This is a genomic window from Streptomyces sp. NPDC002176, assembly GCF_044903645.1.
Classification (GTDB): Bacteria; Actinomycetota; Actinomycetes; order Streptomycetales; family Streptomycetaceae; genus Streptomyces.
Window position 1 is genome coordinate 712822 of the sequence record NZ_JBJDQW010000002.1, and the last position, 12839, is coordinate 725660.

The window sequence follows — 12839 nt, forward strand, 5'->3', positions numbered from 1 at the left end:
GGTCCTCTGCGTGAGACGGTGAAGTGCATCGGGCTTTCAGGCAGGGTGGAGCGCGGCACGGCACCCCGAGGGGGATGCCGTGCCGTGTGCGTCGTTCGGGTGGTGCGTTCTTGAGGGGCGGTCAGCCGAGGACGGCGAGCGCGTCGATCTCGATGAGCAGCCCGGCGGGCAGGCCGACGTAGACCGTGGTGCGGGCGGCCGGGGGCTGGGTGAGGCCCTGCTCGCCGAAGTACGTGTTGTAGATGTCGTTCATCTCGGCGAAGTGGTCCACGTCGGTGAGGTAGACGCGGATCATCATCACGTCGTCCCAGCTCGCGCCGCCCTCCTCGAGGATCGCCTTGACGTTGGCGAGGGTCTGGAGGGTCTGCTCGCGCAGGGTGGGTCCGGCGGGGGTGGGGGCCTTGCCCTCCTCGGCGGGCAGGAAGCCGACCTGGCCGGCGACCTGGAGGATGTTGCCCTTGCGGACGCCGTGCGAGAACTTCGCGGGCGGCACGGTGTGGGTCTTCGGGGTGAGGGCGATCTTGTCGGTCATGCGGTGGGGTCCTTCACTGGGGTTCTTCCGGAGTACTCGCCGCTGATCGCGTCCGCCGTGCGGCGCACCCGCGGGAGCAGGGTGAGGAGTTCGTCGGCGGTGACGACGACGTTCGGCGCGGAGACCGACATCGCGGCGACCACCCGGCCGTCGGCGCCCCGGACGGGGGCCGCGACACAGTTGATGGACTCCTCGTGGCCACCGAGGTCGGTGGCCCAGCCCTGTTCGCGCACCTTCTCCAACTCGCGCAGGAAAGCGCCTGCGTTGGGGGTGGAACGGGCCGTGTACAGGGGGTATTCGAGCTTCTCCGCCAGCGCCCGCCGCTCGCCCTCGGGCAGATCGGCCAGCAGCAGCTTGGCGACAGCGGCGACCGTGATGGCGACCGGCTTGCCGACGCGCGAGTACATGCGCACCGGGTAGCGGCTGTCCACCTTGTCGATGTAGAGCACCTCGCCCTCCTCGTGCACGGCGAGGTGCACGGTGTGCCCGCACTCCTCGTTGAGCCGTACGAGGTGCGGGTGGGCGATCTCTCGGATGTCGAGGTTCTCCATCGCCTCCTGGGCGAGGGCGAAGAGGCGGGCGCCGAGCCGGTAGCGCTGGTCGGACTGGCGGTAGACCAGGCCGTGTTCGTGCAGGGTGCGCAGCAGGCGCAGCGCGGTGGACTTGTGCACGCCGAGCCGGTCGGCGACCTGGCCGAGGTCGGCGGGGCCCTCCGCGAGCAGCGGGAGGATGCTCAGGGCGCGGTCGACGGTCTGGCTCATGCGGTGCTCGTCTCTTCGGAAACCTGGTCGGCTCCGGTCCAGCCGGGGCCGAGTCGCAGTCTCCCCCACGCCTCGTCGTCGAGGGCGGCCAGCCGGTCGGCGTGGTCGCGGGCGGGCGGTTCGGCGAGGTCGCCGGGGACGGTGAGGGCGGCGGCGGCCATCAGGTGGCCGTGCCGGAGCCGGTCGCGTACGGGGAGCCCGCGCAGGGTGGCGGAGAGGAAGCCCGCGGCGAAGGCGTCGCCCGCGCCGACGGTGGCGACCACGTCGACGGTGAGGGCGGGTACGCGCACCGTCCGCTCACCGTCGGCCGTGCGCTCGCACACCGTCGCCCCGAGCGGGCCCTCCTTGACGACCAGCACCCGGGGTTCGGGCAGCAGCCGCCGGACCGCGTCGACCCCGCCCCGCGTGCCCCACGCGTCCTCGGCCTCGTCGGTGCCGACGAACACGATGTCGGCCCGCCGGGCCAGGTCCAGCAGCACCAGGGCGTCGTCGGCCTCCCGCCACAGGCCGGGGCGGTGGTTGACGTCGAAGGACACCACCGGGCGCCCCTCGCGCGGCGCGGTCAGGGTGTGCAGCAGCTCCCGGCACCCCGGCGACAGCGCGGCGGTGATCCCGGACAGGTGGAGTACGCGTCCGGCGTCCAGCGCGGCGAGGTCGGTGTTGTCGGCGGCCATCGCGGAGGCGGCCGATCCGGCGCGGTAGTAGGCGACTTCGTGGGCGTCGGTGGCCCGGTCGGCGGCGGTGCGGAAGTAGACCCCGGTGGGCCGGGCCGGGTCCACCCGGACCGCGCCGGTGTCGACGCCGTAGGAGCCGATCCGCTCGACCAGGTGCTGCCCGAAGCCGTCGGCGCCGACCCGGCTGACCCAGCGGGTGGCGTGTCCGGCGGCGGCGAGCGTGCAGACCACGTTGGACTCGGCGCCGCCGATGCCCCGTCGGAAGGCGGGCACGTCGGCGAGGCGGCCGGGGCGGTCGGGGAGGAAGGTGACCATGGACTCGCCCAGGGCGACGACATCCACGACATTCATGGCGTCGGGGGCGGCGCTGGACGGTCCGTCGGCGGTCACGATGGTCTCGGCTCCTCGTCGGTGCTCCGGGGGTGCTCCGGGGTGACGACTTCGTTGACCCCGTGTTGGCCGAGATGTTAGACAGCACAGAGCGACATACGCAATGGACGTTGCAGAGAGTGCAACGAGGCTGATCAGGAGGCTCGTATGGCCCGTGAGACCGGTTCCGAAGCCCTGGCGCAGCTCGCCGGGGAACGGGTCGACCACCGTTTCAAGGGCCTTCCGCCGGACGCCGCCGGGCTGACCGTGGGCGAGCTGGCCGCCGAGCGCCGCAACCTGTTCACCGGGGGCTTCGCCACCCCCGTCCTCGCGCTGTCCGCCGAGCGCCTGGCGCACAACCTCGCGCTCATGGAGACCTACGCCGCCCGGCACGGCCTCGCCTTCGCCCCGCACGGCAAGACCTCCATGGCCCCCCAGCTCTTCGCCCGGCAGATCGAGCACGGCGCCTGGGGCATCACGGTCGCGGTGCCCCATCAGGTTTGGGTGGCAAGGGAGTTCGGCATCCAGCGGATCTTCCTCGCCAACGAGCTGGTGGACGCGGCGGCGCTGCGCCGTATCGCCGCCGAGCTGGCCGCCGACCCGGACTTCCGCCTCGTCACCTACGTCGACTCGGTGCGCGGGGTCGAGCTGATGGACGCGGCCCTGACCGGCGCCGCCCGCCCGCTGGACGTGGTGGTGGAGCTGGCGGCGGGCGAGGGCGCCCGCACCGGTGTCCGTACCGAGGCGGAGTGCGCTGAGGTGGCCGCCGCCGTGGCCGCCACCGACACCCTGCGCCTGGTCGGTGTGGCGGGCTACGAGGGCGAGGTGCCGGGGGCCGACCCGGAGCGGGTCGGGGCCTACCTGCGCAGGCTCCTCGCGCTCGCCGCCGCCCTGGACGCCGAGGGCCGGTTCGCGAAGGCGGACGAGATCGTGGTGAGCGCGGGCGGCAGCGCCTGGTTCGACACGGTGGCCGAGGTGTTCGCCGAGGTCCCGGAGCTGTCCCGCCCGGTGCTGAAGCTGCTCCGCTCGGGCGCCTACGTCTCCCACGACGACGGCCACTACCGCCGCATCACCCCCTTCAACCGGGTCCCGGAGGAGGGCGCGCTGGAGCCCGCGTTCCGGCTGTGGGCCCAGGTGGTCTCCCGCCCCGAGCCCGGCCAGGCGTTCGTCAACGCGGGCAAGCGGGACGCCGCCTACGACCTGGACAAGCCCGAGGCGCAGGTCGTCCGCCGGGACGGTGCCGAGCGCCCCGCCACCGGCGTCACGGTGACCGCCCTGTCGGACCAGCACATGTGGCTGGCCACCACACCGGAGGCCGATGTCATGGTGGGCGACTGGATCGGCTTCGGCCTGTCCCACCCCTGCACCAGCTTCGACAAGTGGCAGCTCATCCCGGTGGCCGAGGCGGACGGCACGGTCGTGGAATACGTCCGCACGTTCTTCTAGGGGGTCAGTGCCATGGAAGAACTCGTCATCCGGGACGCGGACGTGGTCGACGGCAGCGGGGCGCCCGCCTACCGCGCCGATGTGGTGGTCGACCGCGGCCGGATCGTGTCCATCGTCAAGGAGGCCGCGGCGGCGGGCTGTCAGCGCCCGCGCGCCCGGCGCGAGCTGGACGCGGAGGGGCTGGTCCTCTCCCCCGGCTTCATCGACATGCACGCCCACTCCGACCTGGCCCTGCTGCGCGACCCCGACCACAGCGCCAAGGCCGCCCAGGGCGTCACCCTCGAAGTGCTGGGCCAGGACGGCCTGTCGTACGCCCCCGTCGACGACCGCACGCTGGAGGAGGTCCGCCGGGCCATCACCGGCTGGAACGGCTACGGCGACGACCTCGACCTGGACTGGCGCTCGGTCGGCGAGTACCTGGACCGGCTCGATCAGGGCATCGCGGTCAACGCGGCCTATCTGGTCCCGCAGGGCACGGTCCGCGCGCTGGTCGTCGGCTGGGAGGACCGCCCGGCGACCCCGGCCGAGCTGGACCGGATGCGGCAGTTGGTCGCGGAGGGCCTGGAACAGGGCGCGGTCGGCCTCTCCTCCGGCCTCACCTACACCCCCGGCATGTACGCGAACGACGCCGAACTGACCGAGCTGTGCCGGGTGGTGGCCTCCTACGGCGGCTACTACTGCCCCCACCACCGCTCCTACGGTGCGGGCGCCCTTCAGGCGTACGCTGAGATGGTCGCCCTCACCCGGGAGGCGGGCTGCCCGCTGCACCTGGCGCACGCCACCATGAACTTCGGCGTCAACGAGGGCCGCGCCCCCGAGCTGCTCGCCCTGCTCGACGCGGCCCTGGACGCGGGCGCCGACCTCACCCTGGACACCTATCCCTACACCCCCGGCTCCACCACCCTGGCGGCCCTGCTGCCCAGTTGGGCGAGCGAGGGCGGCCCGGGCGAGATCCTGGCCCGGCTCACCGACCCGGCGACCGCCGAGCGCGTCCGGCACCACCTGGAGGTCACCGGCTCCGACGGCTGCCACGGCGTACCGGCGGAGTGGGAGACGATCGAGATCTCCGGCGTGACCGACCCGGCGCTGGCCCAGTACGTGGGCCGCACGGTGAAGGAGGCGGCCGCCCTGCGCGGCGAGGAGCCGTGGGACACCGTCCGGCACCTGCTGGTCGAGGACCGGCTCGGCACCACGATCCTCCAGCACGTCGGCCACGAGGACAACGTCCGCGCGATCATGCGGCACCGCGCGCACACCGGTGGCTCGGACGGCATCCTCCAGGGCACCAAGCCGCACCCGCGCGCCTACGGCACCTTCCCGCGCTACCTCGGCACCTACGTCCGCGAGCTGGGCGTGCTGTCGCTGGAGGAGTGCGTGGCCCGGCTGACCTCACGGCCCGCGGCCCGGCTGCGACTGCCGGACCGGGGCCTGGTGCGCGAGGGGTACCGCGCCGACCTGGTGCTGTTCGACCCGGCCACGGTCGCCGCCGGTTCCACCTTCGCGGAGCCGAGGACGCTGCCGACCGGGATTCCGCACGTGCTGATCGACGGACGGTTCGTCATCGAGGACGGGCGGCGCACCGACGTGCTCGCGGGCCGGTCGGTGCGCCGTACCCCGGTGTGACGGTCAGGGCTTGGGCAGCGTGCAGCCCGCGGCGCTCAGGTTGAGCTTGTTGCCGGTCGTGAAGCAGGCCGGTATCTGGTAGGTCTGCTCGGCGTAGTTGATGCCCTGGCGGACGGTGACCTTGCCGTTCTGGTCCACCTCGCACGGGTTGTTCTCGGTGCAGGACTGGCCGTCCTCGTTGCCCGTGTTGTTGACGGCGACGACCTTGCCGGTGGCGGTGTCGATCACCGGGGAGCCGGAGGTGCCGCCGATGGTGTTGCAGGCGGCGGTGTAGCGCAGCGAGTCCTTCCAGGTCCAGCCGCCCTCCTTCAGCCGGTACACGAACCCGTCCGCGTTGCAGGAGTAGATCCGCTTCCAGTACCCGGAGACGACCTTGATGCTGCTCCCGGCCACCGGGTGGGTGTCGCTCAGCGGCAGCGCGTTGATGCCGTATGAGCTCTTGATCGCCGCGTAGCTGGTGGTCAGTCGGTACAGGGTGACGTCGGTGTCGGTCATGGTCGAGTAGACGACCTGGTTGGCGCGGAGCGTGGCGACCTTGGTGCCTGCCGAGTTCAGCAGGCCGAAGGTGCGGCTGGAGGACTGGCCGGTGATGACCTGGCCGGGCTGCGGGAAGCCCGTCTCCAGGCAGTGCCCGTTGCTCAGCACCAGCGCGGGGTCGCTGTCCGCCGAGTTGGGCAGCCGGACGACCGAGCCGGAACAGTTGCTGAGCGACACGGTCCCGGCGAAGTCGACGGTCACCGCCTTGGCCTGCGGCGCGGCCAGGGCGGGGGTCGCGCCGAACCCGGCGAGCGCCACGGCGGAGAGCGCGGCCAGGAGAGGCTTGTTCATGTGGGGGTCCCCTCTTCGTGAATTGTCATGCACATTGTCACGAGAGGGGCGAGGGAGGACAAGAGTGCCGACCCGACGGGCCCCTTCCCCGTGGGGCGTCAACGCATGCACGTCCAGGGGTAGTTGGGCATCCGGACCATATCCGAGCGAACCCGCCCGTCCCGTATCCGGAATCCGCACCGGAACACGTGGTGGAAAACACCGCCCACCAGGCACGGGCGGCCCGTAAGCTCGCGGGCATGCAGGTGATCCAGTCGACCAAGCTCGCCAACGTCTGTTACGAGATCCGGGGCCCGGTGCTCGAGGAGGCGATGCGACTGGAGGCGGCCGGTCACCGCATCCTGAAGCTCAACACCGGCAACCCGGCCGCCTTCGGCTTCGAGTGCCCCCCGGAGATCCTGGAGGACATCCTCCGCAACGTCTCCACGGCCCACGGCTACGGCGACGCCAAGGGCCTGCTGGCCGCCCGCCGCGCGGTGGTCATGCACAACCAGACGCTCGGCATCGAGACCGACGTCGAGCACGTCTTCATCGGCAACGGCGTCTCCGAGCTGATCGTGATGGCCATGCAGGCCCTGCTCGACGACGGCGACGAGGTCCTCGTACCCGCCCCGGACTACCCCCTGTGGACGGCGGCCGTCTCGCTGTCCGGCGGCACCGCCGTGCACTACCGGTGCGACGAGCAGGCCGACTGGATGCCCGACCTCGCGGACATCGAGCGCAAGATCACCGACCGCACCAAGGCCCTGGTGATCATCAACCCGAACAACCCCACGGGCGCGGTCTACGACGAGGCGATGCTCAAGGGCCTGACCGACCTCGCCCGCCGCCACAACCTGCTGGTCTGCTCCGACGAGATCTACGACAAGATCCTCTACGACGGCGCCGTCCACACCCCCACCGCCAAGGTCGCCCCCGACCTGCTCACCCTCACCTTCAACGGCATGTCGAAGGCGTACCGGGTGGCCGGGTACCGGGTCGGCTGGATGGCCGTCTCCGGCCCGCGCGCGCACGCCGACTCCTACCTGGAGGGCCTGACGATCCTGGCCAACATGCGGCTGTGCGCCAACATGCCGGGCCAGCACGGCGTGGTAGCGGCGCTCAGCGGCCGCCAGACGATCAACGACCTGGTACTGCCGGGCGGCCGACTGAAGGAGCAGATGGACACGGCGTACGAGCTGCTCACCCAGATCCCCGGCGTGAGCTGCGTACGCCCCAAGGGCGCGCTGTACCTCTTCCCGCGCCTGGACCCGAAGGTCTTCAAGGTCAAGGACGACCGGCGACTGGTCCTGGACCTGCTGCGCCAGGAGAAGATCATGGTGGTCCAGGGCACCGGCTTCAACTGGCCCGAGCCCGACCACTTCCGGGTGGTCACGCTGCCCAACGTGGCCGATCTGACGGACGCGGTGACCCGGATCGGGACGTTCCTGGACGGCTACGGCCAGCCGTAGGCGCGCAGGGGGCGGCACCGGCCGTAGCCGCCGGGCCGCCGTCCGTGACTCGACTCAACTTTAGACTGAATCCAAGCTAGGATGGCTTCCTGTCAGCGCCGAGGAGGCCGTCCCATGTACGAACCGATCCGCTCCAAGTCGGTCCACAGCACCCCGGCGGCCTCGGACTTCCCGCACCGCTCCCGCGACGAGGAGCTGGACATCCAGCTGGCCGGGCACCTCGCGGCCCTGCTCGCCGTCACGGACGAGCTGCGCGGCCCGGCCGCCGACCCCGAGCTGGACCCGGCCGCCGAGCGGCTCTCCGCCGAGGTGGCCCGGCTGCGCGGTGGCCAGGCGCCGGTACGGGCGGTGCCGGGAGCGGCCACCGATCCGGCGCCGCTGCACCGCCGGGCGCACACCCTCGCGGGCCGCGCCCTGGTCGTCGCCGCCTCCCGCGCGGACACCGCGGCCGCGATCCTGGCCGCCGAGCGGATGGAAGCCCACACGGCGGCCCTGGCCGCGCCGAGGGAACTCAGCGCGGCCCGCTGATCCGGCTCAGCCGAGTCGCTCGACCAGCGCCCGGTACTGGTCCCACAGCTCCTTGGGCGTGTGCTCACCGAAGGTGTCGAGGTGCTCGGGCACCAGGGACGCCTCCTCGCGCCAGACCTCCTCGTCGACGGTGAGCAGGAAGTCCAGCTCGGCCTCGGTCAGGTCCAGGCCCTCGGTGTCCAGGGAGCCCTTGGCCGGGAGCACGCCGATCGGGGTCTCGACGCCCTCGGCGCGGCCGTCCAGCCGGTCCACGATCCACTTCAGGACGCGGCTGTTCTCGCCGAAGCCCGGCCAGACGAACCGGCCCTCGCCGTCCTTGCGGAACCAGTTGACGTAGTAGATCCGGGGCAGCTTCGCCGGGTCCTTGTCCTTGGCCACGTCGATCCAGTGGGCCATGTAGTCGCCCATGTTGTAGCCGCAGAACGGCAGCATGGCGAAGGGGTCGCGGCGCAGTTCGCCGACCTTGCCCTCGGCGGCGGCGGTCTTCTCGCTCGCCACGTTGGCGCCCAGGAACACCCCGTGGTTCCAGTCGAAGGACTCGGTGACCAGCGGCACCGCGCTGGCCCGGCGGCCGCCGAAGAGGATCGCGGAGATCGGCACCCCGCGCGGGTCCTCCCACTCGGGCGCGATGATCGGGCACTGGTCGGCGGGGACCGTGAAGCGGGCGTTGGGGTGGGCGGCGGGGGTGTCCGACTCGGGCGTCCAGTCGTTGCCCTTCCAGTCGGTCAGGTGGGCGGGCCGCTCCTCGGTCATGCCCTCCCACCACACGTCACCGTCGTCGGTGAGGGCGACGTTGGTGAAGACCGCGTTGCCCCACAGGGTCTTCATCGCGTTGGCGTTGGTGTGCTCACCGGTGCCGGGCGCGACGCCGAAGAACCCGGCCTCGGGGTTGATCGCGTACAGCCGGCCGTCCTCGCCGAAGCGCATCCACGCGATGTCGTCGCCGATGGTCTCCACGCTCCAGCCGGAGACGGTGGGCTCCAGCATGGCGAGGTTGGTCTTGCCGCAGGCGCTCGGGAACGCGGCGGCGACGTACTTGGCCTCGCCGTGCGGCGGGGTGAGCTTGAGGATGAGCATGTGCTCGGCCAGCCAGCCCTCGTCGCGGGCCATGACGGAGGCGATGCGCAGGGCGTAGCACTTCTTGCCCAGCAGGGCGTTGCCGCCGTAGCCGGAGCCGTAGGACCAGATCTCGCGGGACTCGGGGAAGTGCGAGATGTACTTGGTGGAGTTGCAGGGCCACGGCACATCCTGCTCGCCCGCCGCGAGCGGGGCGCCGAGGGTGTGCACGGCCTTGACGAACTCGCCGTCCGTGCCCAGTTCCGCCAGCACGGCGCTGCCCATGCGGGTCATGGTGCGCATCGAGGCGGCGACGTAGGCGGAGTCGGTGATCTCCACGCCGAGCGCGGAGAGCGGGGAGCCGAGCGGGCCCATGCAGAAGGGCACGACGTACATCGTGCGGCCGCGCATGGAGCCGCGGAACAGGCCGCCCTCGCCGCCGGTGCCCTGGAAGATCTCCCGCATCTCGGCGGGGTCCTTCCAGTGGTTGGTCGGGCCCGCGTCGGCCTCCTTCCGCGAGCAGATGAAGGTCCGGTCCTCGACCCGCGCGACGTCGGTCGGGTCGGAGGCCGCGTGGTACGAGTGCGGACGCTTGACGGGGTCGAGGCGGGTGAAGGTGCCCTTGGCGACGAGCTCCTCGCACAGGCGCTCGTACTCGGCCTCGGAGCCGTCACACCAGACCACGTTGTCCGGCTGGGTCAGTTCGGCGATCTCGTCGACCCACGAGATCAGTTCCTGATGGGTGGTTGGGATGACGGTGGGAGCCGCGTTGTCGCGCGCCACGATCGCTCCTAAGTGAGGGTTTATGGCCCTGGTGAGGGATTTTCTCGGCCCCTTGGGGGCTGCGGCCCGGATGCCCGGCGGCAACCCCGATCGGGCCCGATCGGGAGTGCCGCTCATCCGGTGCCGACCGCACTCATTTGATCATCCGATGCGAGTGCGCATATGTCCAGAGGGCGTCACAGGTGAGCGAGTACCCCTGAACCGGCGTGTTCCGCGTCCGCCCTGCTGACATGCCCACCTCTTTGCGCGCACCTGGTACGCACATGGCGAATTCTTTGCACGCGGGGCCCGTGGCGGCCATGAGACGATGGATCTTGGCGTGGGCGTGACCTCGGCCACCCACACAGGGGTGCTGATCCGTAACTTACGGTTCCGTAGGTACGATGCGGTTCATGACTGCGTCCGTCTCCGCCGCGCTCTCCCTGCCGGACCCCGTGAAGCCCCGGCTCCGTGGCTGGCTGCACCTGGGCATGTTCCCGGCCGCACTCATCGCGGGCCTGGTGCTCACCGCCCTCGCGGACTCCACCCGGGGCCGTATCGCCTGCGGGATCTACGCCCTGACGGCGTGTCTGCTCTTCGGGGTCAGCGCGCTGTACCACCGGGGCAACTGGAGTCCCCGGGCCGACCGCGTCCTGCGCCGCCTCGACCACTCCAACATCTTCCTGATCATCGCGGGCACCTACACCCCGCTCACCCTGCTGCTCCTGCCGGGCAGCACGGGGCGGTGGCTGCTGTGGGGCATCTGGGCCGCCGCCCTCGCGGGCATCGCCTTCCGCGTCTTCTGGGTCGGCGCGCCCCGCTGGCTGTACACCCCGTGCTACATCGCGATGGGCTGGGCCGCCGTCTTCTTCCTGCCCGACTTCATGCGCACCGGCGGCATCGCCGTCCTGGTCCTGGTGGTCGTCGGCGGGCTGCTGTACAGCGCCGGGGGCGTGGTCTACGGCATCAAGAAGCCCAACCCCTCACCGCGCTGGTTCGGCTTCCACGAGGTCTTCCACTCCCTCACGCTCGCCGCGTTCATCGTGCACTACGTCGGCATCTCGCTGGTCGCGTACCAGCACTCCTGAGGGTCTGTGGAGCGCGTGCCATCCTGAGCGGGTGAACGGACCCGTGATCCACCTCGAAGTCGCCCCGGACCTGCACCTGTTCGTGCCGCACGCGCACCGGGCGGGCGTCGCCGGACTCGGTGTCGACGGCGTCTCCTCCCTCGGCCATGTCGTGGAGTCCCTCGGCATCCCGCTGACCGAGGTCGGCACCCTGACCGTGGACGGCCGCGAGGTCCCCCGCGCCCACGTCCCGGCCGACGGCGAGTCCGTCCACGTCGGCCCGGTCCCACGCCCCCAGCAGGTGCCCGGCGCCCCGCTGCGCTTCCTGCTCGACGTCCATCTCGGCACCCTGGCCCGCCGGATGCGCCTGCTCGGCGTGGACACGGCGTACGAGTCCACCGACATCGGCGACCCGGCGCTCGCCGCGCGCTCGGCGGCCGAGCACCGGGTCCTGCTCAGCCGTGACCGGGGTCTGCTGCGCCGCCGCGAGCTGTGGGCCGGGGCGTACGTGTACAGCACCCGGCCCGAGCAGCAGCTCCGGGACGTGCTGGAGCGGTTCGCCCCGGAGCTGGCCCCCTGGTCCCGCTGCACCGCCTGCAACGGCCCCCTGCACCCGGCCACCAAGTCCCAGGTGGCCGACCGGCTGAAGGCCGGTACGCGGGACACGTACGACGTGTTCGCGGCGTGCGGGGAGTGCGGGCGGGCGTACTGGAAGGGGGCGCACCACGAGCAGTTGGAGGCGATCGTGGCGGAGGCGGTGCGGTTCCGTTCCGCGCTGGGCTAGTCCTTGGTCCCGTCCACGATGACCGGGGTGCCGCCGGAGCCGCCGCCGCAGGGGACGGCGTACACGGGGTGGGCCTTGGCGGCCTCGCGGTAGGCGTCCAGGCACTGGCTGTAGAGCACCTTGTCGCTGAGGGAGCGCTCCAGGATCTTGTTGGCGCGGGCGGTGCCCTCGGCCTCGATCCGCTTGCGCTCGGACTCCGCCTTGGCGGTCCGCGCGGACTCGACGGCGCGCTCGGTGGCCTGCTCCTGCTGGATCTTCTTGTCGATCTGACTCTGCAGCTGCTTCGACGGCCGGACATTGCGCAGGTTGACGGTGGTCACGTCGATCCCGCGCGGGGCCAGCCGCTCCTTCACCAGGCGCTCGATCTCCGCGCTGATCTGCTCACGGCCGGAGGCGTACCCCTCCTCGCTGGTGTGCTTGGCGAACACATTGCGGATGATCTCGCGGCTGTCCGGCAGCACCAGCCGTTCCTGGACGGCGTCCTCGCTGCCCGCCAGCCGGTACAGCTCGACCGCGTTGCGCGGGACGACGGCCCACTTGATGGTGACGTCGGCGTACAGCACCCCGCCCTGCGAGGAGCGGACCTCCACCCGGTCCTCGCCGCCCAGGTCGAGGTCGACCGGCCGGGTGGAGAAGGAGGTGACGTCGGTGAACGGCGACTTGAGGTGCATGCCGGAGGTCAGCGGGGTGCCGATCCGGCCGAACGTCACCGGGACGCCGACCTCATAGGCGCTGACCACATGAAGACAGGCGAACAGACCGGCCAGGACCCCACCCAGGGCGCCAATCGCGGCCCCGATCTTCCAGCCGGCCTCGGCTCTGCCACGTCCGACGAAGAACAGCACGACCGCCACGACGAGCAGCAGTATGGACAGCACGAACACGGGCTTTCCCCCCACAGGATGCGCCACCCCCACGGGGCGGCGGGCAGCGCATCGTAGCGGGCGCGGGTGTACGG

The 12839-nt window shown here is 71.6% G+C and carries 12 protein-coding genes; 6 read left to right on the forward strand and 6 right to left on the reverse strand.

The annotated features are described in order from the left end of the window. Positions 1-121: 121 nt before the first annotated feature. From ACI2LY_RS11485 to ACI2LY_RS11495, 3 genes are read right to left on the reverse strand one after another with little or no spacing between them, the layout of a single operon-like run. A complete protein-coding gene (locus ACI2LY_RS11485) occupies positions 122-532 on the reverse strand; it encodes a RidA family protein (RefSeq protein ID WP_030806913.1) in 411 nt (136 codons plus the stop codon). Further along, the gene (locus ACI2LY_RS11490; RefSeq protein ID WP_404706968.1) at positions 529-1293 is read right to left on the reverse strand and encodes an IclR family transcriptional regulator; all 765 of its coding nucleotides are present in this window, start codon (positions 1291-1293) and stop codon (positions 529-531) included. Before ACI2LY_RS11490 ends, ACI2LY_RS11485 begins: the two co-directional genes overlap by 4 nt. Further along, a complete protein-coding gene (locus tag ACI2LY_RS11495; RefSeq protein ID WP_404706969.1) occupies positions 1290-2357 on the reverse strand; it encodes a sugar kinase in 1068 nt (355 codons plus the stop codon). The genes ACI2LY_RS11490 and ACI2LY_RS11495 overlap by 4 nt, the downstream gene beginning before the upstream one ends. A 147-nt stretch (positions 2358-2504) precedes the next feature. Between ACI2LY_RS11495 and ACI2LY_RS11500 the strand changes: the two genes are divergently transcribed. Together ACI2LY_RS11500 and ACI2LY_RS11505 are read left to right on the forward strand one after the other, a co-directional pair. Further along, a complete protein-coding gene (locus ACI2LY_RS11500) occupies positions 2505-3782 on the forward strand; it encodes an alanine racemase (RefSeq protein WP_404706970.1) in 1278 nt (425 codons plus the stop codon). A gap of 12 nt (positions 3783-3794) precedes the next feature. Then, positions 3795-5405, forward strand: a complete 1611-nt coding sequence (locus ACI2LY_RS11505; protein WP_404706971.1) for an amidohydrolase family protein — start codon at positions 3795-3797, stop codon at positions 5403-5405. Between the two features lie 3 nt (positions 5406-5408). Here the strand turns inward: ACI2LY_RS11505 and ACI2LY_RS11510 are convergent, their stop codons facing one another. Then, on the reverse strand, positions 5409-6233 hold the full coding sequence (locus ACI2LY_RS11510) for a trypsin-like serine peptidase (RefSeq protein ID WP_404706972.1): 825 nt from the start codon (positions 6231-6233) through the stop codon (positions 5409-5411). Positions 6234-6472: 239 nt separating this feature from the next. Here ACI2LY_RS11510 and ACI2LY_RS11515 point away from each other — a divergent pair, with 239 nt between their 5' ends. Continuing rightward, positions 6473-7684, forward strand: a complete 1212-nt coding sequence (locus ACI2LY_RS11515; RefSeq protein WP_164191701.1) for a pyridoxal phosphate-dependent aminotransferase — start codon at positions 6473-6475, stop codon at positions 7682-7684. Positions 7685-7798: 114 nt separating this feature from the next. Continuing rightward, positions 7799-8212: a hypothetical protein gene (locus tag ACI2LY_RS11520; RefSeq protein ID WP_404706973.1), complete on the forward strand. Its 414-nt coding sequence runs from the start codon at positions 7799-7801 to the stop codon at positions 8210-8212. A 6-nt stretch (positions 8213-8218) separates the two neighbouring features. Here ACI2LY_RS11520 and ACI2LY_RS11525 read toward each other — a convergent pair whose 3' ends face one another. Further along, on the reverse strand, positions 8219-10051 hold the full coding sequence (locus ACI2LY_RS11525) for a phosphoenolpyruvate carboxykinase (GTP) (RefSeq protein ID WP_404706974.1): 1833 nt from the start codon (positions 10049-10051) through the stop codon (positions 8219-8221). A gap of 383 nt (positions 10052-10434) precedes the next feature. On the opposite strand from ACI2LY_RS11525, the gene ACI2LY_RS11530 reads away from it, so the two are divergent. Together ACI2LY_RS11530 and ACI2LY_RS11535 are read left to right on the forward strand one after the other, a co-directional pair. Continuing rightward, entirely contained in the window at positions 10435-11118 is a 684-nt protein-coding gene (locus ACI2LY_RS11530) for a hemolysin III family protein (protein ID WP_404706975.1), read from the forward strand. 31 nt (positions 11119-11149) lie between these two features. Further along, complete coding sequence (locus ACI2LY_RS11535) at positions 11150-11881, forward strand: Mut7-C RNAse domain-containing protein (protein WP_404706976.1); 732 nt, start codon at positions 11150-11152, stop codon at positions 11879-11881. On the opposite strand, the gene ACI2LY_RS11540 is transcribed toward ACI2LY_RS11535, so the two are convergent. Further along, positions 11878-12759 (reverse strand): prohibitin family protein, encoded by an 882-nt coding sequence (locus tag ACI2LY_RS11540; protein ID WP_404706977.1) that lies wholly within the window; start codon positions 12757-12759, stop codon positions 11878-11880. The two genes, ACI2LY_RS11535 and ACI2LY_RS11540, sit on opposite strands and share 4 nt — an antisense overlap. Positions 12760-12839: the final 80 nt, after the last annotated feature.

Bases quoted from the DNA above. Each gene is read 5' to 3' on its own strand.
- ACI2LY_RS11485 (WP_030806913.1), bottom strand. From the start codon at position 532: ATGACCGACAAGATCGCCCTCACCCCGAAGACCCACACCGTGCCGCCC.
- ACI2LY_RS11490 (WP_404706968.1), bottom strand. From the start codon at position 1,293: ATGAGCCAGACCGTCGACCGCGCCCTGAGCATCCTCCCGCTGCTCGCG.
- ACI2LY_RS11500 (WP_404706970.1), top strand. From the start codon at position 2,505: ATGGCCCGTGAGACCGGTTCCGAAGCCCTGGCGCAGCTCGCCGGGGAA.
- ACI2LY_RS11505 (WP_404706971.1), top strand. From the start codon at position 3,795: ATGGAAGAACTCGTCATCCGGGACGCGGACGTGGTCGACGGCAGCGGG.
- ACI2LY_RS11510 (WP_404706972.1), bottom strand. From the start codon at position 6,233: ATGAACAAGCCTCTCCTGGCCGCGCTCTCCGCCGTGGCGCTCGCCGGG.
- ACI2LY_RS11515 (WP_164191701.1), top strand. From the start codon at position 6,473: ATGCAGGTGATCCAGTCGACCAAGCTCGCCAACGTCTGTTACGAGATC.
- ACI2LY_RS11520 (WP_404706973.1), top strand. From the start codon at position 7,799: ATGTACGAACCGATCCGCTCCAAGTCGGTCCACAGCACCCCGGCGGCC.
- ACI2LY_RS11530 (WP_404706975.1), top strand. From the start codon at position 10,435: ATGCGGTTCATGACTGCGTCCGTCTCCGCCGCGCTCTCCCTGCCGGAC.